General features: G+C 67.2%; 16 protein-coding genes. 14 read left to right on the top strand and 2 right to left on the bottom strand.

From position 1 onward, the window contains the following. Positions 1 to 330: 330 nt before the first annotated feature. Together IB255_RS19220 and aldA are read left to right on the top strand one after the other, a co-directional pair. Positions 331 to 2,514 carry a PQQ-dependent dehydrogenase, methanol/ethanol family gene (locus tag IB255_RS19220; RefSeq protein ID WP_081519751.1) on the top strand — a complete coding sequence of 728 codons (2,184 nt, stop codon included), beginning with the start codon at positions 331 to 333 and terminating at the stop codon, positions 2,512 to 2,514. A 22-nt stretch (positions 2,515 to 2,536) separates the two neighbouring features. After that, positions 2,537 to 3,973, top strand: coding sequence for an aldehyde dehydrogenase (aldA, locus tag IB255_RS19215; RefSeq protein ID WP_081519752.1), 1,437 nt, complete (start codon positions 2,537 to 2,539; stop codon positions 3,971 to 3,973). 359 nt (positions 3,974 to 4,332) lie between these two features. On the opposite strand, the gene IB255_RS19210 is transcribed toward aldA, so the two are convergent. Further along, entirely contained in the window at positions 4,333 to 6,267 is a 1,935-nt protein-coding gene (locus IB255_RS19210) for a sigma-54-dependent Fis family transcriptional regulator (RefSeq protein ID WP_139791646.1), read from the bottom strand. A 387-nt stretch (positions 6,268 to 6,654) separates the two neighbouring features. On the opposite strand from IB255_RS19210, the gene pqqA reads away from it, so the two are divergent. From pqqA to IB255_RS19170, 8 genes are all read left to right on the top strand, one after another. Then, a complete protein-coding gene (pqqA, locus tag IB255_RS19205) occupies positions 6,655 to 6,726 on the top strand; it encodes a pyrroloquinoline quinone precursor peptide PqqA (protein WP_003106462.1) in 72 nt (23 codons plus the stop codon). 47 nt (positions 6,727 to 6,773) lie between these two features. Then, on the top strand, positions 6,774 to 7,688 hold the full coding sequence (gene pqqB / locus IB255_RS19200) for a pyrroloquinoline quinone biosynthesis protein PqqB (protein WP_081519754.1): 915 nt from the start codon (positions 6,774 to 6,776) through the stop codon (positions 7,686 to 7,688). A gap of 28 nt (positions 7,689 to 7,716) precedes the next feature. Next, positions 7,717 to 8,466 (top strand): pyrroloquinoline-quinone synthase PqqC, encoded by a 750-nt coding sequence (gene pqqC / locus IB255_RS19195; RefSeq protein WP_081519755.1) that lies wholly within the window; start codon positions 7,717 to 7,719, stop codon positions 8,464 to 8,466. Continuing rightward, complete coding sequence (gene pqqD, locus IB255_RS19190) at positions 8,466 to 8,744, top strand: pyrroloquinoline quinone biosynthesis peptide chaperone PqqD (protein WP_192210707.1); 279 nt, start codon at positions 8,466 to 8,468, stop codon at positions 8,742 to 8,744. The genes pqqC and pqqD overlap by 1 nt, the downstream gene beginning before the upstream one ends. Then, entirely contained in the window at positions 8,716 to 9,864 is a 1,149-nt protein-coding gene (pqqE, locus tag IB255_RS19185) for a pyrroloquinoline quinone biosynthesis protein PqqE (protein WP_081519756.1), read from the top strand. The genes pqqD and pqqE overlap by 29 nt, the downstream gene beginning before the upstream one ends. 2 nt (positions 9,865 to 9,866) lie before the next feature. Then, complete coding sequence (locus IB255_RS19180; protein WP_081519757.1) at positions 9,867 to 11,675, top strand: alpha/beta hydrolase family protein; 1,809 nt, start codon at positions 9,867 to 9,869, stop codon at positions 11,673 to 11,675. A 122-nt stretch (positions 11,676 to 11,797) separates the two neighbouring features. Then, on the top strand, positions 11,798 to 12,961 hold the full coding sequence (ercA, locus tag IB255_RS19175) for an alcohol dehydrogenase-like regulatory protein ErcA (RefSeq protein WP_081519758.1): 1,164 nt from the start codon (positions 11,798 to 11,800) through the stop codon (positions 12,959 to 12,961). After that, complete coding sequence (locus IB255_RS19170) at positions 12,945 to 14,639, top strand: NahK/ErcS family hybrid sensor histidine kinase/response regulator (RefSeq protein WP_081519759.1); 1,695 nt, start codon at positions 12,945 to 12,947, stop codon at positions 14,637 to 14,639. Before ercA ends, IB255_RS19170 begins: the two co-directional genes overlap by 17 nt. Before the next feature lie 7 nt (positions 14,640 to 14,646). On the opposite strand, the gene IB255_RS19165 is transcribed toward IB255_RS19170, so the two are convergent. Next, positions 14,647 to 17,097, bottom strand: a complete 2,451-nt coding sequence (locus IB255_RS19165) for a PAS domain-containing sensor histidine kinase (protein WP_192210706.1) — start codon at positions 17,095 to 17,097, stop codon at positions 14,647 to 14,649. A gap of 365 nt (positions 17,098 to 17,462) precedes the next feature. Between IB255_RS19165 and IB255_RS19160 the strand changes: the two genes are divergently transcribed. Genes IB255_RS19160 through IB255_RS19145 form a run of 4 tightly spaced genes read left to right on the top strand, consistent with a single transcriptional unit; the run spans position 17,463 to position 23,517 of the window. Continuing rightward, positions 17,463 to 20,939, top strand: coding sequence for a response regulator (locus IB255_RS19160; RefSeq protein WP_192210705.1), 3,477 nt, complete (start codon positions 17,463 to 17,465; stop codon positions 20,937 to 20,939). A 1-nt stretch (position 20,940) separates the two neighbouring features. Further along, positions 20,941 to 21,759: a CheR family methyltransferase gene (locus IB255_RS19155; RefSeq protein ID WP_151186989.1), complete on the top strand. Its 819-nt coding sequence runs from the start codon at positions 20,941 to 20,943 to the stop codon at positions 21,757 to 21,759. Continuing rightward, positions 21,756 to 22,343 carry a chemotaxis protein CheB gene (locus IB255_RS19150; protein ID WP_081519763.1) on the top strand — a complete coding sequence of 196 codons (588 nt, stop codon included), beginning with the start codon at positions 21,756 to 21,758 and terminating at the stop codon, positions 22,341 to 22,343. The genes IB255_RS19155 and IB255_RS19150 overlap by 4 nt, the downstream gene beginning before the upstream one ends. After that, the gene (locus IB255_RS19145; protein ID WP_192210704.1) at positions 22,333 to 23,517 is read left to right on the top strand and encodes a hybrid sensor histidine kinase/response regulator; all 1,185 of its coding nucleotides are present in this window, start codon (positions 22,333 to 22,335) and stop codon (positions 23,515 to 23,517) included. The genes IB255_RS19150 and IB255_RS19145 overlap by 11 nt, the downstream gene beginning before the upstream one ends. Positions 23,518 to 23,572: the final 55 nt, after the last annotated feature.

The raw sequence follows: 23,572 nt of genomic DNA, 5'->3' as shown, positions 1-23,572 counted from the left end.
CACCCGCGCCAAACTCGCCGGCCAACTCTGCGTAGGATGGCGTGGAGCGCAGCGATACCCATCGTCTTTCGTGAGCCGACAGCATGGGTATCGCTGCGCTCCACCCATCCTACAAGTGCGTTCGCAACGTCCCGTTCGCGCAACACCTGCCGCTGTCCCGCGCAACACCTGTAGCGCCCGCAACAGCCGCATCACATCCCGTGAGGAATGCCAGAGGCCAGGAAGCACGGGGCCTTCAGCGTACTCCTGCAACCCTGGCACAGCGGTTGCTCTGAGCCTTCCAAGCCGCGGCGAACGATCTGCGGCACCAACAAGAATCGGAGAACCTCCATGAGATCGATTGGCCTGCACGTGCCTTCCGTTCGCCTGCAACCCACCCTGCGTCATTCCCTGCTGACCGCTTCCCTGCTGATGGCCGGTCTGTCCCCCAATCTCCAGGCTGCTGAAGTCCCGGCCAACGTCGATGGCAAGCGCATCGCCGCCGCCAACAGCGAGCCGGGCAACTGGATGTCCACCGGCCGTACCTACGACGAGCAGCGCTTCAGCCCGCTGAAGAAGATCGACCAGAGCAACGTCGGCAACCTGGGCCTGGCCTGGAGCCACAAGCTGGACATCGACCGTGGCGTGGAAGCCACGCCCATCGTGGTCGATGGCGTGATGTACACCACCGGGCCGTTCTCCATCGTCTACGCGCTGGACGCCCGCACCGGCGAGCAGCTGTGGAAGTACGACCCGCAGTCCGACCGCAGCCGCGCCGGCGAAGCCTGCTGCGACGCGGTGAACCGTGGCGTGGCGGTGTGGAAGGGCAAGGTCTACGTCGGTGTGCTCGATGGCCGTCTGGAGGCCATCGACGCCAAGACCGGCAAGCGCGTGTGGAGCGTCGATACCCGCAGCGACCCGACGCGCAGCATCACCATCACCGGCGCGCCGCGCATCGTGAAGGGCAAGGTCATCATCGGCAACGGCGGCGCCGAGTTCGGCGTGCGCGGCTACATCACCGCCTACGACGCCGAGACCGGCAAGCAGGACTGGCGCTTCTTCACCGTGCCCGGTGACCCCAAGGAAATGCCCAAGGGCAAGGGCATGGAAATCGCCGCCAAGACCTGGTTCGGCGACAACTACCACAAGCAGGGCGGTGGCGGCACCGTGTGGGACTCCATGTCCTACGACCCGGAGCTGAACCTGCTGTACATCGGCGTCGGCAACGGCTCCTCGTGGAACCCGCGCATCCGCAGCGAAGGCAAGGGTGACAACCTGTTCCTCTCGTCCATCGTCGCGATCAACCCCGACAACGGCGAGTACGTCTGGCACTACCAGACCACACCCGGCGACGCCTGGGACTACACCGCGACCCAGCACATCATGCTGGTGGACCTGGAGATCGACGGCAAACAGCGCAAGGTGCTGATGCAGGCGCCGAAGAACGGCTTCTTCTACGTCATCGACCGCGCGACCGGTGAGTTGCTCTCGGCGAAGAACTTCATCCCGATCAACTGGGCCACCGGCATCGACATGAAGACCGGCCGGCCGATCCGCAACGAGAAGGTCTCCGACTACTGGAAGGACCCGGAGAAGAAGGCGCGCCTGATCCAGCCGGCCTTCTGGGGCGCCCACGACTGGCAGCCGATGTCTTACAACCCCAACACGGGGCTGGTGTACATCCCCGCGCACATCATGTCGGCGATGTACCAGGACGTCGAAGGCGCGCCACCGCGCTCCAAGTTCAAGAGCATCTACCAGCTCGACGTCAACACCGGGATGATGCCCGAGGACCCCGAAGGCCTGCGCAAGATCGCCGACACTTGGACCGGCAAGCTGATCGCCTGGGACCCGGTGAAGCAGGAAAAGCGCTGGGAAGTTCCCTACAGCACCATCTTCAACGGCGGCACCCTGAGTACCGCCGGCAACCTGGTGTTCGAAGGCACCGCCGACGGCCGCGTGGTGGCCTACGCCGCCGAGACCGGCAAGAAGCTCTGGGAATCCCCGGCCAACACCGGCGTGATGGCCGCGCCGATCACCTATGAGGTGGATGGCGAGCAGTACGTGACCTTCATGGCCGGCTGGGGCGGCGCCTTCTCCACCTTCGCCGGCGCCCTGTCGCTGCGCGCCGGGGTCAAGCCCAACGCCCAGGTGCTGACCTACAAGCTGGGCGGCACCGCGAAGCTGCCGGACATCAACTACAAGTGGGCCGACCGCAAGCCCGAGCCGCCGGCGCTGACCGGCACCACCGCGCAGATCGACCAGGGCCGCGAGCTGTTCAACGGCAGCTGCTCGCAGTGCCACGGCATCAACGCCATCAGCGGCGGCGTGGTGCCCGACCTGCGCACCCTCAGCGCGGAAAACCACCAGCGCTTCCTCGGCATCATCTACGGCGGCCGCATCCCCGACGGCATGCCCTCGTTCCAGGGCCACCTCGACCTGCAGCAGGCCGAGGCCGTGCACCAGTACCTGATCAAGCGCGCCTACGACCTCAAGGAACAACTGGCCGGCGCGCAGAAGACCGCCGCCAAGTGACCGTCAAACCGGAGAGCAACCCATGACTGACGTGACAACCTACCAGCACTTCATCGACAACCGTTTCGTCGCTGGCGAGCCGTTGATCGAGGTACACAACCCGGCCAACGGCGAGCTGCTGGCGCGCATCCCCGAGGCCAGCGCGGCCCAGGTGGACAGCGCCATCGGCGCCGCCCGCGCGGCGCAGAAGGGCTGGGCGGCCAGGCCCGCCATCGAGCGCGCCGGCTTCCTGCGCAAGATCGCCGAGAAGGTCCGTGCCAATGCCCCGCGCCTGGCGAAGATCATCACCGCCGAGCAGGGCAAGGTGCCGGCGCTGGCGGAAGTGGAAGTGAACTTCACCGCCGACTACCTCGACTACATGGCCGAGTGGGCGCGCCGCCTGGAAGGCGAAGTGCTGACCAGCGACCGCGCCGGCGAGCACATCTTCCTGCTGCGCAAGCCGCTGGGCGTGGTGGCGGGCATCCTGCCGTGGAACTTCCCGTTCTTCCTCATCGCCCGGAAGATGGCGCCGGCGCTGCTGACCGGCAATACCATCGTCGTCAAGCCCAGCGAAGAAACCCCGATCAACTGCTTCGAGTTCGCCCGTCTGGTGGCGGAGACCGACCTGCCGACCGGCGTCTTCAACGTCGTCGGCGGCACCGGGGCCAGCGCCGGCAGTGCGCTGACCAGCCACGCCGGGGTGGACCTGATCAGCTTCACCGGCAGCGTCGCCACCGGCTCACGGATCATGGCGGCGGCCGCGCCGAACATCACCAAGCTGAACCTGGAGCTGGGCGGCAAGGCGCCGGCCATCGTCCTCGCCGACGCCGACCTGGAGCTGGCGGTGAACGCCATCAAGGCCTCGCGGGTGATCAATACCGGGCAGGTGTGCAACTGCGCCGAGCGCGTCTACGTGCAGCGCCAGGTGGCCGACCAGTTCATCGAGAAGATCGCCGCCGCCATGGCCGCCACCCGCTTCGGCGACCCGAACGTGCAGGCGGACCTCGACATGGGCCCGCTGGTCAACCGCATCGGCCTGGACAAGGTCGCGCAGATGGTCCGCACGGCGACCGGGCAGGGCGCCCAGATCATCACCGGCGGCGCCGTGGCCGACCTCGGCAAGGGCTTCCACTACCAGCCCACCGTGCTCGCCGGCTGCAAGGGCGACATGGAGATCATGCGCAAGGAAATCTTCGGCCCGGTGCTGCCGATCCAGGTGGTGGACGACCTCGACGAAGCCATCGCCCTGGCCAACGACAGCGACTACGGCCTGACCTCGTCGATCTACACCCGCAACCTAAGCGCCGCGCTCAAGGCCAGCCGTGAGCTGGACTTCGGCGAAACCTACATCAACCGCGAGAACTTCGAGGCGATGCAGGGCTTCCACGCCGGTACCCGCAAGTCCGGCATCGGCGGTGCGGATGGCAAGCATGGGTTGTACGAGTACACGCATACGCATGTGGTTTATGCGCAGGAGTGACGTGCAAGAGCCCCTCACCCTAACCCTCTCCCGGAGGGAGAGGGGACTGGTCTGGTGCAGATTGAAATCGCTGCGTCAGCCGGCACGGACGGCTCCCTCTCCCTCTGGGAGAGGGCTGGGGTGAGGGGGAAGGCCTGGTACGGACTGTCCTGCGAAAGCGGATCACTGTGCCTGGATATGCACCACCGTTTTGCTTGGGCGGGCCTTCCTTGCCAGGTGAGGCTCGCTCCTTTTTCCCTGCGCCTGGATGCGTGCCTTGCGCAGGAGTTTTCCGCGCAAGGTCTGTCGCGGGCATGGCCCGCTCCTACAGGAGTGCGGGGCATGCCGGCAACAAGCGGACGCAGGGAAAAGGGAAAGGATCAATACAGCGCGTTGGGCTGCACGATGCCGTGCTTCTTCATCTTCCGATACAGGGTCGACCGGGCAATGCCGAACTGCTGCGCCACCGCACTGATGTTCCACTGCTGCTCACGCAGCACCGCCAGCAGGTGGCGGGCTTCGTCGTCGTCCAGGCGGGCGGCGAGGGCGGTCGTGGTTGTCGTCGGCGGCGCTTCGGCAGCGGCGGCGGGAGCAGCCTGATGCAACTCCATCGGCAGGCAGTCCAGGTCGATGCGGCCGTCCTCGGCGAGGGCGGCGGCATAGCGCAGACAGTTCAGCAACTGGCGGATGTTGCCCGGCCAGGGATGGCCGCGCAGCCGCTCGCGCACGGCGCCATCGAGCTGCAGGTGGCCGCCCAGGCCCGCCAGCAGGCTGTCGATCAGTGCCTCGCGGTCGGTGCGCTCGCGCAGCGCCGGCAACTGCAGGGTCATGCCGGCAAGGCGGTAGAACAGGTCTTCGCGAAAGCCCTTGGCGCGGATCATCTCGGCCAGGTCCTGGTGCGTCGCCGAGACCACCTGCACGTCCAGCGCCACCGGCGCTTCGGCGCCCAGCGGAAGGATTTCGCGCTCGGCCAGCACGCGCAGCAGGCGGGTCTGCAGGTGCGCCGGCATGTCGCCGATCTCGTCGAGGAACAGCGTGCCGCCGTTGGCCAGTTCCAGCTTGCCCTTCATGCCTTTCTTGCTGGCACCGGTGAAGCTGCCGCCGCGGTAGCCGAACAGTTCGCTCTCGATCAGGCTCTCCGGGATCGCCGCACAGTTCAGCGCGACGAAGGGCCCGGCATGGCGTGCGCTGGCCTGGTGGATGGCGCGGGCGAAGGCTTCCTTGCCGGTGCCGGTCTCGCCGGTGACGAGGATGGAAATGCCCTTGTCGAGCACCTTGCGCAGCTTGCGCACGCCGTCCTGCAGGCGCGGATCGGCGCCGGCGAGGCGGGCGAGATCGGGGTGTTCCGGACTCTTCGCCGCAGGGGCGACCGGCGTGCCGCGGCGTGGCGGGCTGGCCGGCGTGCGCAGGCCGACGTCCACCAGCGCATGGTCGGCCAGGGTGCGCAGGCGGATGCCCCGCGCGCCGCCCTTGCTCAGGTCGAGCAACTGCTCGACGTCCGCTTCCAGCAGCTGCTCGATGCGGCTACCCAGCAGCTCGCCGCGGCAGGCGGTGAAGGCGGCGTGGTTGCCGCCTATCACCCGGCCCTGTTCGTCGAGGGCGATCAGCTGTTCGTTGGCCAGGTCCGACACCTCGTCGCGGGCCTTCACCGACAGGGTCAGACGGTCGCGGTAGCGCTGGCGGAAGCTGGCGTTCTCGATCAGCCGGGCGTACAGGATCACCAGTTGCAGGGTCAGGTACTGCGCGTCCTTGGGCCCGTCGTTGTACAGGCAGGTGGCGTTCAGGCAGCCGCGCAGGCGGTGCTGGGCGTCGAAGATCGGCGCCACCGAGCAGCTCAGGCGAAAGTTGCTCACCAGGAAGTGCTCCTGGCGGTGGATGGTCAGCGCCTCGCCAGCGGCCAGCGCGGTGCCGATGCCGTTGGTGCCCGCGATGGATTCGTCCCAGCGCGCGCCGACGATCAGCCCGGCCTGGGTGTAACGGTCGCGCTCGCTGGGCAGGCGCGCATCGAGGGTGATGCCGCGCTCGTCGCTGAGCAGCACCGCGAAGCCGGCCGGCAGCACGCGCCGGGCAAGGCCGGTGACGCCCTGGCTGGCAATCGCCAGGTAGTCCTGGTGCAGGCCCTGGTGCTCGCGGATTTCCCCGGCGGTGAGGATGTGTTTTTCCGCCCGCGCGCGCGGGTCGAGATGGTGCTCCATCACGCTGCGGTACCAGGAGCGCGCGATGGCGCCCTCTGGCTGGATGTCACGCTCGCCGAAGTGATCGGCGATGAAGGCGGCAAGGTCGTTCGGGCAGTTTTCCAGGGATTGCGGGTGCATGGTCACTCCCGGCGGCCGTCAGTCGGACTGCGGCGCATTGTTTTTGTATGGGACCGGCTCCGTGTAGGACCGTTCCGAGGATTGGCTAGTCTAGACCGGTGGGTCACGGGCGACGAGAGCCCGAGCAAGGCCTGTGCCGAAATACGTCGCGCGGGGCGCCGAGCCCTGCGCCAGAGCGCTCGCCGCCAAAAGGTGCGGGCGCAACCGGGCAACGGCTGTCGCAGCGATGGGACAGTTGTAGCGGCGGGGTGCGACAGCTGTCGCGGGCCCGCTACCAAATCAGGGGGGAATCTCCTTCGAAAGTATCATTCGGAGTGCCTGACCCTGGTGTTTAACTCGACTTGCCGGGCTTGCCGGCGCCTTCCAACAAGAAAGAGGACAGACCCCATGTGGACCAAGCCTAGCTTCACCGACCTGCGCCTTGGCTTCGAAGTGACCCTGTACTTCGCCAACCGCTGATCCACTCGGCCCCGGTCCGCCGGGGCCCCTGCCCACGGGGCACTGTCATGCACATCCGAATTCTCGGGTCGGCCGCCGGTGGCGGCTTTCCCCAGTGGAACTGCAATTGCCGCAACTGTCGTGGCGTCCGCGACGGCAGCGTGATCGCGCAGCCACGCACCCAATCGTCCATCGCGCTGTCCGACGACGGCGCGAACTGGATTCTCTGCAACGCCTCACCCGACATCCGCGCCCAGCTGGCGTCCTTCCCGGCGCTGCAGCCGGCGCGGCGGCTGCGGGATTCGGCGATTGCCGCCATCATCCTGCTGGACAGCCAGATCGACCACACTACCGGCCTGCTGAGCCTGCGCGAGGGCTGCCCGCACGAGGTCTGGTGCACGGAAATGGTCCACCAGGACCTGTCCACCGGCTTCCCGCTGTTCCCCATGCTGTCGCACTGGAATGGCGGGCTGAAGCACCGACTCATCGCGCTGGATGCCGAGCCTTTCAGCATCCCGGCCTGCCCGGGCCTGCGCCTCACCGCCATCGCCCTGCGCAGCAGTGCGCCGCCGTATTCGCCGCACCGGGGCAACCCGCATCCGGGCGACAACATCGGCCTGTTCATCGAGGACCTGTCCACCGGCGGCAAGCTGTTCTACGCACCGGGCCTGGGCCAGGTGGACGACGAGCTGCTGGCCTGGATGCGCCGCGCCGACTGCCTGCTGGTGGACGGCACGCTCTGGCGCGACGACGAAATGCGCGTCTGCGAGGTCGGCGACAAGCTCGGCAGCGAGATGGGCCACCTGGCGCAGAGCGGTCCCGGCGGCATGATCGAGGTGCTCGACGGCATCGACGGCCCGCGCAAGGTGCTCATCCACATCAACAACACCAATCCCATCCTCGACATTGCCTCGCCCGAACGCGCCGAACTGGACGCGCGCGGTATCGAGGTGGCGTTCGATGGCATGGGGATTTTCCTTTAATGGCGCTTTTCCCAGAAGGAGCGTCGCGATGACCCGCGAAGCCATGAGCCCCGCCGAATTCGAGCAGGCACTGCGCGCCAAGGGCGCCTGCTACCACATCTTCCACCCGTACCACGTGGCCATGTACGAAGGCCGCGCCAGCCGCGAGCAGATCCAGGGCTGGGTGGCCAACCGCTTCTACTACCAGGTGAACATCCCGCTCAAGGATGCGGCGATCCTCGCCAACTGCCCGGACCGCGACGTACGCCGCGAATGGCTGCAGCGCATCCTCGACCATGACGGCGCACCCGGCGAGGAGGGCGGCATCGAAGCCTGGCTGCGCCTGGCCGAATCGGTCGGGCTGGACCGCGAACAGGTGCTGTCCCAGGAGCTGGTGCTGCCCGGCGTGCGCTTCGCCGTGGACGCCTACGTCAACTTCGCCCGCCGCGCCAGCTGGCAGGAAGCCGCCAGTAGTTCGCTCACCGAGCTGTTCGCCCCGCAGATCCACCAGTCGCGCCTGGACAGCTGGCCGCAGCACTACCCGTGGATCGACGCCGCCGGCTACGACTACTTCCGCAAGCGCCTGTCCCAGGCGCGCCGCGATGTCGAGCACGGCCTGCGCATCACCCTGGAGCACTACCGCACCCGCGAGGCCCAGGAGCGCATGCTGGATATCCTGCAATTCAAGCTCGACGTGCTCTGGAGCATGCTCGACGCGATGAGCATGGCCTATGAACTGGAGCGCCCGCCCTACCACACGGTGACGAGCGAGCGCGTATGGCACAGGGGGTTGCTGTGATGAGTCTGCCTTCGCTGGACAGCGTACCGGCACTGCGCCGGGGCTTCCGCCTGCAATTCGAACCGGCGCAGGGCTGCCACGTGCTGCTCTATCCCGAGGGGATGGTGAAGCTCAACGACAGCGCCGGGGCGATTCTCGGCCGGGTCGACGGGCAAGCCGACGTCGCCGGCATCATCGATGGCCTGCGTGCCGATTTCCCCGGTGTGCCGGGCATCGACGAAGACATCCTGGTATTCCTCGAGGTGGCCCATGCTCAATTCTGGATCGAGCTGCGCTGAAGCGCCGGTAGGCCCGCCGCTCTGGCTGCTGGCCGAGCTGACCTACCGCTGCCCGCTGCAGTGCCCGTATTGCTCCAACCCGCTGGACTTCGCCAGGGGCGGCGAGGAGCTTTCCACCCAGCAATGGATCGAAGTGTTCCGCCAGGCCCGCGAGATGGGCGCAGCGCAGCTGGGCTTCTCCGGTGGCGAGCCGCTGGTGCGCCAGGATCTTGCCGAACTGATCGCCGCGGCGCGCGGGCTGGGTTTCTACACCAACCTGATCACCTCCGGCATCGGCCTCAACGAGAAGCGCCTGAAGGAGTTCGCCGATGCAGGTCTCGACCACATCCAGATCAGCTTCCAGGCCGCCGACGAGGAGGTGAACAACCTGCTCGCCGGCTCGCGCAAGGCCTTCGCCCAGAAGCTCGCCATGGCCCGCGCGGTGAAGGCCCACGGCTACCCGATGGTGCTGAACTTCGTCACCCACCGGCACAACATCGACAGCATCGACCGCATCATCGAGCTGTGCATCGAGCTGGAGGCCGACTTCGTCGAGCTTGCCACCTGCCAGTTCTACGGCTGGGCGGAGCTGAACCGCGCCGGCCTGCTGCCGACCCGCGAACAGCTGCAGCGCGCCGAACGCATCACCGCGCAGTACCGCGAGCGCCTGGCTGCCGAAGGCAACCCGTGCAAGCTGATCTTCGTGGTGCCCGATTACTACGAGGAGCGCCCCAAGGCCTGCATGGGCGGCTGGGGCAGCGTGTTCCTCGACGTCACCCCGGACGGCACCGCGCTGCCGTGCCACAGTGCGCGGCAACTGCCGGTCAAGTTCCCCAACGTGCGCGAGCACAGCCTGCAGCACATCTGGTATGAGTCGTTCGGCTTCAACCGCTTCCGTGGCGATTCGTGGATGCCGGAGCCGTGCCGCTCCTGCGACGAGAAGGAACGCGACTTCGGTGGCTGCCGCTGCCAGGCCTTCATGCTCACCGGCGATGCCGAGGCAACTGACCCGGTGTGTGCCAAGTCGGCCCACCACGGCATCATCCTTGACGCCCGCCGCGAGGCGGAAACCGCGGCCGCGCCGCTCAGCGCGCTGACCCTGCGCAACGAGCGGGCCTCGCAACTGATCTGCAAGGCCTGAGGATGCAGAGCAGCGACTGGAGCGCCGAACGCGCGGTGGCCGCCGCCGGGGATTTCGCCGAGCTGCACGTGGCCCATGGCGGATTGCTGTGGGCCGCGTTCGACCCCACCAGCGCGCGCTGCCGGCTGTTCCTCCGTCGTGAAGGGCAGAGCGTCGAGCTGACACCGCCCGGCGCTTCGGTGCGCAGCCGTGTCTACGAATACGGCGGCGGTTCCTGCTGCGCCACCGCCGACGGCGTGGCCTGGGTGGAAGAGGGCGACCAGCAGGTGTACTGGCTGCGCCTGGGTGGTGCGCCCCGGCCGATTACCCACCGCGACGACTGCCGCTACGGCGACCTGCACTACGTGCCGGCGTGGAATGCGCTGCTGGCGGTGGAAGAGGAGAACGGCAGCGGCGGGGTGAACCATCGCATCGTCCGCCTAGATGCCGATGGACGGCGCCGGGTGATCGCGTCGGGCGCGGATTTCTATTCTTCCCCGGTGGCTGACAGCAGGGCCGAGCGCATCGTCTGGGTGGAGTGGGACCGCCCGCACCAGCCCTGGACGCGCACCCGGCTGTGCGAATCCTTTGCCGGGGAAGAACGCTGCCTGGCCGGGCAGGCCCGCCATGAATCCATCCAGCAGCCGCGCTTTGCCGAAGACGGCCGGTTGCACTGGCTCAGCGACTGCGCCGGCTACTGGCAGCCGTACCACGAAGTGCTCGGCGCCTTGTCCGGCGTCGCCGCCGACCACGCCAGCGCGCCCTGGCAACTTGGCGGGCGTACCTTCCTGCCGCTGCCGCGTGGCGAGCTGCTGGCAACGCGCTACGAAGAGGGGCGCGGCGTGCTGGTGCTGTATGACGGGCATGGCGGCGAGCGCCGGCTGGCACCGGAGTACAGCCGCTTCCGTTCGCTGGCGGCGGACGAGCGCCACTTCTATTGCATCGCCGCTGCGCCGGACCGCCTGCCGACGCTGCTGGCGATCCGCCGGGTGGACGGTTCCACCCAGGTGCTGGCCGGTGGCGAGAGGCCGTTGCCTGAGGCCGAGCTGTCCCGTGGCGAAGCCTTCCACTACCCGGTGGGCGAGGACGAATGCGGCCATGGATTCTTCTATCCGCCCTACGCCACGGACGGGGCGCCGCCGCTGGTGGTGTTCCTGCATGGCGGGCCGACGTCGGCCAGCTACCCGGTATTCGACGGGCGCATCCAGTTCTGGACGCGGCGGGGCTTTGCCGTCGCCGATATCAACTATCGCGGCAGCAGCGGCTATGGCCGCGCCTACCGCGAGCGCCTGCATTTGGGCTGGGGGCAGGTGGAAGTGGAGGACATCGGCGCGGCGCTGGATTTTCTCTCTGGGGAAGGGCTTGCCAAGGCCGGGCGCATCGACCGCCAGCGGGTGTTCGTGCGGGGCGCCAGTGCCGGCGGCTACAGCGCGCTGATGGCGCTGGCACGGCTGCCGGGCTTGCGCGGCGGCGCCAGCCTCTATGGCGTCAGCGATCCGCAGGCGCTGGCGCGGGTCACCCACAAGTTCGAGGCGGACTACCTGGACTGGCTGATCGGCGACCCGCATCAGGACGCCGAGCGCTACCGCGAGCGCACGCCGGTGCTGCAGGCCGAACACATCCACGCGCCGATGATCTTCTTCCAGGGCGAGCTGGATGCGGTGGTGGTGCCCGCGCAGACCGACGCCATGGTCGAAAGCCTGCGCCAGCGCGGCGTACCGGTGGAGGTACACCGCTATGCCGGGGAGCGCCATGGCTTCCGTCAGGCCGCCAACCTGGCCCACGCGCTGGAGGCCGAGTGGCGTTTCTATCAGGCGCTGCTGGCGGGCTGATTTTTATCAGAATTAGCCGTCAGAACCGACTGTCAGAACCGTCTGCCAAGGTCGCATTGCAATACCTGACGGATGCAGTAGGCTGCCGGAAATATCCCATAACAATAATGACAGAGCCCCCGATGTCCCACGAGCTCAGCCAGCTGCGCAAGTTCGTCTCGCCAGAGATCATTTTCGGTGCCGGATGCCGGCACAATGTCGCCAATTACGTGAAAACCTTCGGCGCCCGCAAGGTGCTGGTCGTGTCGGACCCCGGTGTAGTCGCCGCCGGCTGGGTCGCCGATATCGAGGCCAGCCTGGCCGCCCAGGACATTCCCTTCTGCCGTTACACCCAGGTGTCGCCCAACCCGCGCGTGGAAGAAGTCATGCGTGGCGCCGAGGTCTACCGCAGCGAAGGCTGCAACGTGATAGTCGCGGTCGGCGGCGGCAGCCCGATGGACTGCGCCAAGGGCATCGGCATCGTCGCCGCCCACGACCGCAACATCCTCGAGTTCGAGGGCGTGGACACCCTGCGCGTGCCCAGCCCGCCGCTGATCCTGATCCCCACTACCGCCGGTACCTCCGCCGACGTCTCGCAGTTCGTGATCATCTCCAACCAGGACGAGCGGATGAAGTTCTCCATCGTCAGCAAGGCGGTGGTGCCCGATGTGTCGCTGATCGACCCGGAAACCACCCTGACCATGGACCCGTTCCTCTCCGCCTGCACCGGCATCGATGCGCTGGTGCACGCCATCGAGGCATTCGTTTCGACCGGCCACGGCCCGCTCACCGACCCCCACGCGCTGGAGGCCATGCGGCTGATCAACGGCAACCTGGTGCAGATGATCGCCAACCCGGCGGACATCGCCCTGCGCGAGAAGATCATGCTGGGCAGCATGCAGGCGGGGCTGGCGTTCTCCAACGCGATCCTCGGCGCGGTGCACGCCATGTCCCACAGCCTGGGCGGCTACCTCGACCTGCCGCACGGGCTGTGCAATGCCGTGCTGGTGGAGCACGTGGTGGCCTTCAACTACAGTGCCGCGCCCGAGCGCTTCAAGGTGATTGCCGAGACCTTCGGCATCGACTGCCGCGGCATGAACCATGCGCAGATCCGCCAGCGCCTGGTGGAACACCTGATCGCCCTGAAGAACGCCGTGGGCTTCCACGAAAGCCTGGGCCTGCATGGCGTGGGCAGTTCCGACATTCCCTTCCTCTCGCGCCACGCGATGCAGGACCCTTGCATCCTCACCAACCCTCGCGAGTCCAGCCAGCGCGATGTCGAGGTGGTGTATGGCGAGGCCCTCTGACGAGCAGCAGCAACAAGCCCTGGCCGGGCTGCTCGGCCTGGGCAGCCATTCCGCGCGCAAGAGCCACTACCCCGAGCTGGTGGCGCGGCTGGATGAGCTGGAAGCCGAGCGCAACCGCTACAAATGGCTCTTCGAGCACGCCGTCCACGGTATCTTCCAGGCCAGCCTGAGCCAGGGCCTGCGCGCCGCCAACCCGGCGCTGGCGCGGATGCTCGGCTACGACGACCCGCAGCAGGTGCTGTTTAACCTGCAGGACATGGCCAGCCAGCTGTTCGTCGGCGGCGAGGCAGAGATGCGCCGCATCCGTGCGCTGCTGCGCGAGCGCGACGGCCTATTCGGCTACGAGACGCGCCTGCGCCGCCGCGATGGCAGCCATGTGATCGTCCTGATGAACCTCTTGATCAAGCCGGATGAAGAAGGCCTGGTGGAAGGCTTCGTCGCCGACATCACCGAGCGCGTCCAGGCCCAGCAGCGCCTGCAGAGCCTGAACGAGGAGCTGGAGCAACGCGTCGCCGAGCGCACCCGTGAGCTGGAGGGGCTGAACCAGCAACTGCGCGAGGCTCGCGACGCCGCCGAGGCCGCCAACAACAGCAAGGACAAGTACCTGGCCGCCGCCAGTCACGACCTGTTGCAACCGCTGAATGCCGCGCGCCTGCTGGTTTCCACCCTGCGCGAGCGCAAGCTGCCGAACGCCGAACAGGTGCTGGTGGAGCGCACGCACCAGGCGCTGGAAGGCGCCGAGGACCTGCTCACCGACCTGCTGGAAATCGCCCGCCTGGACCAGAGCGCTATCCGCCCGGACCTGGATGTCTATCCGCTGGACGAACTGCTCGGGCCGCTGGTCTCGGAGTTCGACGAAGTGGCGCGCGCCGCCGGGCTGCGCCTGCGCTCACGGATTCCCGCGCTGGCGGTTCGCACCGATCATCGTCTGCTGTCGCGCATCCTGCGCAACTTCCTCAGCAACGCCTGCCGTTACACCGAGCGCGGCAGCGTGATGCTCGCCGCGCGCCGGCGCGGCGATAGCGTCAGGCTGGAAGTCTGGGACACCGGACGGGGGATTCCGGCGGACCAGCTGCAAGCCATCTTCCTCGAATTCAACCAGCTCGACGCCGGGCGCACGGCCAACCGCCGCGGTGTCGGGCTGGGGCTGGCGATCGTCGACCGCATCGCCGGCATTCTCGGCTGCCGGGTGCAGGTGCACTCAGTGCCGGGGCGCGGTTCGGTGTTTTCCCTCGAGGTGCCGCTGGTGCGCGACCTGCCGCAACCGGGGCTGGCGGAGAGCGGCCCGCGCCCGGTGACCGGCGACCCGCTGCCGGGCCGGCGCCTGCTGGTGATCGACAACGAAGAAGCGATCCTCGCCAGCATGGCGGCGCTGCTCGGACAGTGGGGCTGCGAGGTGCTGGTGGCGACCAGCTACGAGGAAGCGCTGCAGGCTCTGGATGGCAAGGCGCCGGAGGTGATCCTGGCCGACTACCACCTCGACCATGGCCGAACTGGCTGCGAGGCGGTACGCGGGCTGCGCGAGTATTTCCGTCGCGAGCTACCGGCGCTGATGATCACCGCCGACCGCAGCGACGATTGCCGCCGTGCGTTGCAGCGGCTGGGGATGCCGTTGCTGAACAAGCCGGTGAAGCCGGGCAAGCTGCGCGCAACGCTGAGCGTGCTGCTGACTCATTGAAGGCCGTTCAGCCGTTCTTGCGCCCGAGCATGCCGTTGACCTTGTCGCGCAGCGCGTCGATGGAGAAGGGCTTGGCGATCATCGACATGCGCGTGGCCAGCTCGCTGCCATCGATGTGCACGATCTCGGCGTAGCCGGTGGCGAACAGGATCGGCAGCTCCGGTCGCGCCTCGCGCGCGGCCACGGCCAGTTCCTCGCCGTTCATGCCCGGCAGGCCGACATCGGTGAGCAGCAGGTGGATGGTGGTATCTCCCTGCAGGATCGACAGCGCCTCTTCGGCGTCCTCGGCCTGCAGCACCTGGTAGCCAATCTCCTCCAGCACTTCCACGGTGAGCATGCGCACCAGGTCGTTGTCCTCGACGACCAGGACGCACAGCTGCTCGTTGGCCGGTTCATTGGGGGGCGTAGGGGCGTCGGGAATGCTGACCACTGAGGTGCCTCTCGGGAAATAGAGTGTGACGCAGGTGCCCTGGCCGGGCTCGCTGCGCAGGCGGATGTGCCCGCCGGATTGTTTGATGAAGCCGTAGACCATCGATAGGCCCAGCCCGCTGTTGGGGCCGATGCCCTTGGTGGTGAAGAAGGGGTCGAAGACGTGGGGCAGGGTCGCCTGGCTCATGCCCTGGCCGTTGTCCTGCAGGGAGAGGGCGAGGTAGTCGCCGGCCGGCAGGTCATGCTCGCCGCTGACGATCTCCTGGCGCCGCAGGCTGATCTCCAGGCTGCCACCGCCGGGCATGGCGTCGCGGGCGTTCTCCACCAGGTGGAGCATGGCCTTGTGCAACTGGTCGCGATCGGTCAGGACGCTCTGCGTGTCATCCAGGGTGAGCGCCAATGTGACGTCCGGGCCGGCGCGTTCGACCAGTTCGTCGTGCCAGTTGCGCAGTTGCTGGCCGAGGTCGACCGGGTGCATGGCCAGCGCCTGACGGCGGGCAAAAGCCAGCAGGTTGTGGGTCAGCTCGGCGGCGCGCTCGGTGGCCTGGGTGGCGGCATGGAGGATGTGGCTGAGCTCCGGCTGGGCGTTGGCTGGCGCGCGGCGGGTGATCAGGTCGAGGCTGAAGCGAATGCTCGCCAGCAGGTTGTTGAAGTCATGGGCGATGCCACCGGTGAGCTGGCCGACAGCTTCCATGCGCTGGGCGTTGAGCAGGGCGGTCTGCGCCTGCTCCAGCAGTAGCGCGCCACGCTTCTGCTCGGTGATGTCGCGGCCGCAACCATAGATGACGCCGTTTTCCTCGGTGGCGTGCCAGGAAATCCAGCGATAGCTGCCATCGGCGTGGCGCAGGCGGTTTTCGAAGTGCTGCAGGCGCTCGCCACGGGCGAGGGTGGAACGGATGTCGATGCTCGGCGCGAGGTCGTCCGGGTGCACCAGCTCTTCGCTGTTGCGGCCGGTGAGCTGCTCTTCGCTCCAGCCCAGCAGGCTGCCCCAGGCCGGGTTGACGTTGAGCAGCACGCCCTGGTGATCGAGCACGCAGAGCAGGTCCTGGCTCACTGTCCACACGCGGTCGCGCTCGCGGGTGCGCTGGCGGGCTTCTTCCTGTACGGCGACCTTCAGTCTGCGCTCTTCCGTACGCTGGCTGGCGGCGGACAGGGCATGGCCGAGCAGGGCGGCCAGTTCGTTGAAGAAGGTCGCGTAGTTCTCGTCCAGGCGCCGACGCGGGCTGATGCCGAATACCGCCAGGCTGTCGGTGTGGCCATCCAGCGGGGTGGCGTAGGTGCTGTCGAGCACTTCCGGCCAGGGCGCAAAGGCGCGCATGTGCTGGCTGCCCAGGGGGGACTGGTGGGCTTCCTTGATACCGCCGAACAGGTGCAGAGGGTCGTCGTCCAGCGTCAGTTGCGCGGGGGCGAAGTGATCGTTGGTGTCGGTGCCGCAGGCGCCGAGCAGGGTGCCGGCATGGTAGAGCAGGCAGAAGGGCACGTCGTGGCTGGCTTCGGCAAGCAGGGCGAAAGCCTGGGCGCAGATCTGTGCGCTGTCGTCGGCCTGCCCGAGGCGCTCCGCCAGGCGCGTCAGCAGCCGCTGGCGGCGTTGCTCGATGACGTTGCCGGTGGTCTCCACGGCGGTATTGAACAGCCCGATGGGCTTGCCGTCCTGGCCGAAGATCGGGCTGACGTTGTAGGTGAAGTAGGCTTCCTCGACGTAGCCGAAACGCACCATGGGCAGCAGGCGGTCTTCCTCGTGGGCGGCCACGCCGGTCTGCAGGATGCCGTTGTACATGGGGTCGAGGATCGACCAGATGTCCGACCAGGCGACGTGCGCGGGCTGGCCCAGGCAGGCGGGATGCTTGTCCCCGGGGATGGCGCTCCAGGCGTCGTTGTACAGCAGGATGAATTCCGGGCCCCAGTAGATGCACACCGGCAGGCGCGAGTTCAGGCCGACTTCGAGGATGCCCTTGAGCGTGGCCGGCCACTGGTCCATCGGACCGAGCGGCGTGGTCGCCCAGTCGTACTGGCGGATCAGCGGTGCCATGGCGCTACTGCTGTTGAGGAAGTCGCCCTGGCCCTGCACTGGTGAAATAGGGGTTTCCCCCGGGGAGCTTGGCATCGAGCAAACCCTGCGACCGATTGATCTTCTGTTCCTTGTCGGACGTTGGAAAGGCGCACCGGGAGATAATTCCACTTTTCTCCAGGCTTATTCCGTAAAAAGTTCGAACGTCCCGCAGGAGTGGCTGTCAATTCGCCAGCTGGTATGTAGCCTACAACGCTTAGCGTTATTATTTCTCCAGTTTTAAGAACGTTCTTACAATAACTTCAAATACTTACCTGGCATCTGTCGCAATCTCGCCATGCCGGCGGGATGCATCCAGGGAAGATAGGCCATCAGGGAACCCGCAGATGAACCAGAAAGCCATCGCCGACGAAAGCGCCTTCCGCCGCATACTCGCGCGCAACATGGCGCTGCCACTGGGCATCTGCCTGCTGGGCGCGGTGCTGTTCATCGGCCTGATCCTCTACATGCTCGACGTGCTGGGCTGGGTCGAGCACACCGACCGGGTGATCTCCAGCGCCAACGAGATGCAGCGCCTGAGCGTCGACCAGGAAAGCGGGCTGCGCGGCTTCCTGATCACTGGCGATCCGGGCTTCCTGGAACCCCTGGAGCAGGCGCGGCCGCGCATCAATTCCGGCCTGAAGAGCCTCTCGGAGCTGGTGGCGGACAACCCGCCGCAGGTCGAGCGCGTGGGTCGCCTGACCTCGATGCAGGACGAGTGGATGAGCTTCGCCCAGCAGATGATCGAGCAGCGCCGCCAGGGCCAGGACACCTCCGACGCCATAAAGGCCGGGCGCGGCAAGAGCATGATGGATGCGATCCGCTCGCAGTACGCCTCGCTGATCAACACCGAGCAGCAGCTGCGCCACGACCGCAACCAGTTCGCTTCCAGCCTCTCCACCGGCGTGGTCATCCTCTACCTGGTATTCAGCATCGTGGTCGGCACGCTGCTGGCGTACTTCGGTCGCCGGCAGTTGGTCAGCCTGTCCGAGTCCTATGCCGAGTCCCTGCGTCGCCAGGTACTGCACAACGAAACGCTGGCGCGCCAGGCCTGGTTGCGTGATGGCCAGAGCCGCCTGGGCGAGCAGTTGATCGGTCAGCAGTCGTTGCCGTCCCTGGGGCGCAGCCTGATGGACTTCCTCGGCGAGTTCGTCGCCTCCCCGGTGGGAGCGCTCTATGTGCGCGACGATCGCGGCGGTCTGCGCCTGTCCGGCACCTTCGGCTTCGCCACCAGCGTGCTGGGCGAGGATTATTTCGCCCCGGATGAAAGCCTGATCGCCCAGGCTGCCCGCCAGCGCAAGCTGCGGGTGGTCGACGGCCTGCCGCCGGACTACCTGAAGGTGAATTCCGCGCTGGGCAACGGCCAGCCGGTGAGCGTGGCGCTGCTCCCGCTGCTCAATGACGGCGGTGTGGTCGGCGTGCTGGAGCTGGGCTTCCTGCGCCAGCTGGAAGAGCGCGACCAGGCCTTCCTGCAGAACGTCGCCGAAACGCTCGGCAGCGCCATCGCCTCGGCGCAGCATCGCCAGCGCCAGCAGGACCTGCTGGCGGAGACCCAGCAGCTCAATGAGGAGCTGCAGGTGCAGCAGGAAGAGCTGAAGACCGCCAACGAGGAGCTGGAAGAACAGTCGCGGGTGCTCAAGGAGTCCCAGGCGCACCTCGAGGCCCAGCAGGCGGAACTGGAGCAGACCAACGAGCGCCTCGCCGAGCAGGCCCAGGAGCTGGCCGCCCAGCGCGATGATCTCGACGGCAAGAACACCGAGCTGAACCAGGCCCGCCTGGACCTGCAGGGCCGCGCCGACGAGTTGCAGCGCGCCAGCCGCTACAAGTCCGAGTTCCTCGCCAACATGTCCCACGAGCTGCGCACGCCGCTCAACAGCTCGCTGATCCTCGCGCGCCTGCTGGCCGACAACGAGCAGGGCAACCTGGACGATGAGCAGGTGAAGTTCGCCGAGTCGATCTACGGCGCCGGCAACGACCTGCTCAACCTGATCAACGACATCCTCGATATCTCCAAGGTCGAAGCCGGCAAGCTGGAAGTGCGCCCGGAGAACGCCAGCGTGCGTCGCCTGGTGGAAGCGCTGGAAGGGCTGTTCCGCCCGCAGGCCGACAACAAGGGCCTGCGCTTCATTGCCGAAGTCGCGGAGGACGCTCCGGCGCTGCTGTTCAGTGACCGCCAGCGGGTCGAGCAGATCCTCAAGAACCTGCTGTCCAACGCCTTCAAGTTCACCGACAGCGGTGAAGTTGCCCTGCGCGTGAGCGCCGCGCCCGAGGGGCTGCGCTTCGATGTGCGTGACAGCGGCATCGGTATCGCCGAGGACCAGCTCGCGCGCATCTTCGAAGCCTTCCAGCAGGCCGATGGCGCCACCAATCGCCGCTACGGCGGCACCGGCCTTGGCCTGTCGATTTCCCGCGACCTGGCGCATCTGCTGGGCGGCAGCATCATCGTCAGCAGCGAGCCGGGCAAGGGCAGCGTGTTCAGCCTGCTGTTGCCGCTGAATTACCAGGCGCCGGCCGAGGACGAGGTAGTCAGCGCGCCTGCGCCGATTGTCGCGGTTGCCCCGACCGCCATTGCGCCGCCGGTGGTGCGTGCGCCGGCCGCCGCAGCATTCGCCGACGACCGCGAACAGGTCAGCGTCGGCCAGCGCTGCGTGCTGGTGGTGGAAGATGAGCCGAAGTTCGCCCGCATCCTCTATGACCTGGCCCGCGAGCTGGGCTATCGCTGCCTGGTGGCCATGGGCGCCGAGGAAGGCCTGCGCCTGGCCGACGAGCACGGCCCGGACGCCATCCTGCTGGACATGCACCTGCCCGACGAATCCGGCCTCGCCGTGCTGCAACGCCTGAAAGCCAACCCGCGCACCCGCCATGTGCCGGTACATGTGGTCTCCGTGGAGGACCGCAGCGAAGCGGCCCTGCACCTGGGCGCCATCGGTTACGCGCTCAAGCCCACCACTCGCGAGCAACTGCGCGAGGTCTTCGGCAAGCTGGAGGCCAAGCTGACCCAGGAGGTCAAGCGCATCCTGCTGGTCGAGGACGACCCGCTGCAGCGCGACAGCGTCTCGCGGCTGATCGGCGACGACGACATCGAGATCACCGCGGTGGAGCAGGGCGAACAGGCCCTGGAGCTGCTGCGGCGCAACATCTACGACTGCATGATCATCGACCTCAAGCTGCCGGACATGCAGGGCAACGAGCTGCTGCGGCGCATGGGCGAGGAGGACATCTGCTCGTTCCCGCCGGTGATCGTCTACACCGGGCGCAACCTGACCCGTGACGAGGAAGCCGAGCTGCTCAAGTATTCGCGCTCGATCATCATCAAGGGCGCGCGCTCGCCGGAGCGCCTGCTGGACGAGGTGACGCTGTTCCTGCACAAGGTCGAGTCGCAGCTCTCCAGTGAACGCCAGCGCATGCTGCGCACCTCGCGCAACCGCGACCGGGCCTTCGAGGAGCGGCGCATCCTGCTGGTGGACGACGACGTGCGCAACATCTTCGCCCTCACCAGCGCCCTGGAGCACAAGGGCGCCCGCGTGGAAGTGGCGCGCAACGGCCGCGAGGCCATCGAGAAGCTCGCCGAGGTCGGCGACATCGACCTGGTGCTGATGGACGTGATGATGCCGGAGATGGATGGCTACGAGGCGACCCGCCTGATCCGCCAGGACGCGCGCTGGAAGAAGCTGCCGATCCTCGCGGTGACCGCCAAGGCGATGAAGGACGACCACGAGCTGTGCCTGCGCGCTGGCGCCAACGACTACCTGGCCAAGCCCATCGACCTCGACCGCCTGTTCTCTCTGATCCGGGTATGGCTACCCAAGCTGGAGCGCATCTGACATGCCTGATCGCAGCCAGGACATCGAGCTGCGCCTCCTGATCGAGGCGATCTACCTGAAGTACAGCTACGACTTCCGCGACTACTCCGGCACCTCGCTCAAGCGCCGTGTGCTGCACGCTACCAAGCTGTTCGAGTGCCGCAGCATCTCGGCCCTGCAGGAGCGCATCCTGCACGACCCGCACGCCTTCCATGAGCTGCTGCAGTACCTGACCATCTCGGTGAGCGAGCTCTTTCGCGACCCCAGCTACTTCCTCGCGCTGCGCCAGGAAGTGGTGCCGGTGCTGCGCACCTATCCGTCGCTGCGCCTGTGGGTGGCCGGCTGCAGCACCGGCGAAGAGGTGCATTCGCTGGCCATCCTGCTGCACGAGGAAGGCCTGCTCGAGCGCACGCTGATCTACGCCACCGACATCAACCCTCGCTCGCTGGAGCAGGCGCGGCGCGGCATTTACGCGGTGGACGACCTGGCCCAGGCCAGCGAGAACTACCGCGCCGCTGGCGGCAAGGGCTCGCTCTCGGACTACTACACGGCGGCCTACGACGGGGCGCTGTTCGACAAGATGCTGCGCGCCAACGTGACCTTCGCCGATCACAGCCTGGCTACTGACAGCGTGTTCTCCGAGACGCACCTGGTCTCCTGCCGCAACGTGCTCATCTACTTCAACCGCCAGTTGCAGAACCGTGCTATCGGCCTGTTCCATGAATCGCTGTGCCACCGGGGCTTCCTCGGCCTGGGCAGCAAGGAAAGCCTGGATTTCACCGACTTCGCCGGGGAATTCGAGGTGGTGAATCGCCGTGAACGGGTGTTCCGCAAGCGATGAACGCGCAGCGCAAGGTCGAAGCCGTTGTCATCGGCGCCTCGGCGGGCGGCGTGGACGCGCTGTTCCAGCTGTTCGACGGGTTGCCGGCAGACTTCGCCCTGCCCATGGTGGCAGTGCTGCACCTGCCGGAAAACCACGAGAGCCAGTTGGTCGACCTGTTCGCCCGGCGCCTGGCGATCCCCGTGGAGGAGGCTCGCGACAAGGCGCCGGTGGAGGCGGGCACGCTGTACTTCGCCGCTGCCGGGTATCACCTGTCCATCGAGCGGGAGCGCAGTTTTGCGTTGAGTCGCGAGGCACCGCGGAATTTCTCCCGGCCGTCCATCGACATCCTTTTCGACTCGGCGGCGGACGCTTACCGGGAGACTCTCGCCGGCATCCTGCTGACCGGTGCCAACCAGGACGGCGCCGAAGGGCTGGCGCGTATCCGCCGCGAAGGCGGGCTGAGCATTGTCCAGGACCCGGCCGAAGCCGCCGTGTCCACCATGCCGGAGGCGGCTATTGCACTGCACGCCCCGGACCACATACTTCGGCTGCGTGAAATTCACGCGCTACTGACCCGAATGGGCACCCGACATGCTGCGTAACCAGGGAAGCAAACTGCTGATCGTCGACGACCTGCCGGAGAACCTGCTGGCGCTGGAGGCGTTGATCAAGGGCGAGGGGCGCGAGGTGTTCAAGGCCTCCTCGGCGGATGAGGCGCTGTCGCTGCTGCTGGAGCACGAATTCGCCCTGGCGCTGCTCGATGTGCAGATGCCCGGCATGGACGGTTTCGCCCTGGCCGAGCTGATGCGCGGCACCGAACGCACCAAGAGCATCCCCATCGTCTTCGTCACCGCCGCCGGGCGCGAGCAGAACTACGCGTTCAAGGGCTACGAGAGCGGCGCGGTGGACTTCCTCTACAAGCCGCTGGACAACCACGCGGTGCGCAGCAAGGTGAACGTCTTCGTCGATCTGTATCGCCAGCGCAAGGTGCTGGCACGGCAGCTGGAAGCACTGGAGCAGGCGCGCAGCGAGCAGGACGCGCTGCTCGCCGAGCTGCGCGAGACCCAGGTGGAGCTGCAGCGGGCGGTGAAAATGCGCGACGACTTCATGTCCATCGTCTCCCACGAGCTGCGCACGCCGCTCAACGGCCTGATGCTGGATACCCAGTTGCGCCGTCTTTACCTGTCCAAGGGCAAGCTGGAGCACTTCGCGCAGGACCGCCTGGGCGTGCTCTTCGAGCGCGACGAGCGCCAGCTCACCGGCTTGAACCGGCTGATCGAAGACATGCTCGACGTCTCGCGTATCCGCACCGGCAAGCTGTCGATCCGCCCGGAGCCGGCGAACCTCGCCGATATCGCCCGCCGCGTGCTGGGCAACTTCGCGGTGCAAGCGCAGGCGGCCGGTTGCGAACTGAGCCTGGAGACGCCTGAAGTGGTGGAAGGCGTGTGGGACGCCTACCGCCTGGAGCAGGTGATCAGCAACCTGGTCAGCAACGCCCTGCGCTATGGGCCCGGCCAGCCGGTGGAAGTGACCGTCGCGGTGGCGGATGGCCGCGCGCAACTCTGCGTGCGCGACCATGGCGACGGCATCAGCGCCGACGAGCAGCGGCGCATCTTCCAGCAATTCGAACGCGGCACCGGCGCGGCCCGTGTCGCCGGCCTGGGTTTGGGGCTGTTCATCTCCGAGCAGATCGTCCAGGCCCACGGCGGCCGCATCGAGTTGCGCAGCGAGCCGGGGTTCGGCGCGGCGTTCAGCGTCTTCCTGCCGCTGGACTGAGTGCCGTCCGGCGGCGCCCGAAGTGAGGTGGCTGCGCCTATGCTTTGCTCCAATG

It is taken from the genome of Pseudomonas sp. PDM22 (assembly GCF_014851965.1).
Taxonomy (GTDB): domain Bacteria; phylum Pseudomonadota; class Gammaproteobacteria; order Pseudomonadales; family Pseudomonadaceae; genus Pseudomonas.
The sequence above is the reverse complement of the archived record's forward strand: the minus strand, read 5'-3'. Positions and strand labels throughout refer to the sequence as shown.

Excerpts from the sequence above, each read along its gene's own strand:
- IB255_RS19220 (WP_081519751.1), top strand. The coding sequence starts at position 331 with ATGAGATCGATTGGCCTGCACGTGCCTTCCGTTCGCCTGCAACCCACC.
- aldA (WP_081519752.1), top strand. The coding sequence starts at position 2,537 with ATGACTGACGTGACAACCTACCAGCACTTCATCGACAACCGTTTCGTC.
- IB255_RS19210 (WP_139791646.1), bottom strand. The coding sequence starts at position 6,267 with ATGCACCCGCAATCCCTGGAAAACTGCCCGAACGACCTTGCCGCCTTC.
- pqqB (WP_081519754.1), top strand. The coding sequence starts at position 6,774 with ATGCACATCCGAATTCTCGGGTCGGCCGCCGGTGGCGGCTTTCCCCAG.
- pqqC (WP_081519755.1), top strand. The coding sequence starts at position 7,717 with ATGACCCGCGAAGCCATGAGCCCCGCCGAATTCGAGCAGGCACTGCGC.
- pqqD (WP_192210707.1), top strand. The coding sequence starts at position 8,466 with ATGAGTCTGCCTTCGCTGGACAGCGTACCGGCACTGCGCCGGGGCTTC.
- pqqE (WP_081519756.1), top strand. The coding sequence starts at position 8,716 with ATGCTCAATTCTGGATCGAGCTGCGCTGAAGCGCCGGTAGGCCCGCCG.
- IB255_RS19180 (WP_081519757.1), top strand. The coding sequence starts at position 9,867 with ATGCAGAGCAGCGACTGGAGCGCCGAACGCGCGGTGGCCGCCGCCGGG.
- ercA (WP_081519758.1), top strand. The coding sequence starts at position 11,798 with ATGTCCCACGAGCTCAGCCAGCTGCGCAAGTTCGTCTCGCCAGAGATC.
- IB255_RS19170 (WP_081519759.1), top strand. The coding sequence starts at position 12,945 with ATGGCGAGGCCCTCTGACGAGCAGCAGCAACAAGCCCTGGCCGGGCTG.
- IB255_RS19165 (WP_192210706.1), bottom strand. The coding sequence starts at position 17,097 with ATGGCACCGCTGATCCGCCAGTACGACTGGGCGACCACGCCGCTCGGT.
- IB255_RS19160 (WP_192210705.1), top strand. The coding sequence starts at position 17,463 with ATGAACCAGAAAGCCATCGCCGACGAAAGCGCCTTCCGCCGCATACTC.
- IB255_RS19155 (WP_151186989.1), top strand. The coding sequence starts at position 20,941 with ATGCCTGATCGCAGCCAGGACATCGAGCTGCGCCTCCTGATCGAGGCG.
- IB255_RS19150 (WP_081519763.1), top strand. The coding sequence starts at position 21,756 with ATGAACGCGCAGCGCAAGGTCGAAGCCGTTGTCATCGGCGCCTCGGCG.
- IB255_RS19145 (WP_192210704.1), top strand. The coding sequence starts at position 22,333 with ATGCTGCGTAACCAGGGAAGCAAACTGCTGATCGTCGACGACCTGCCG.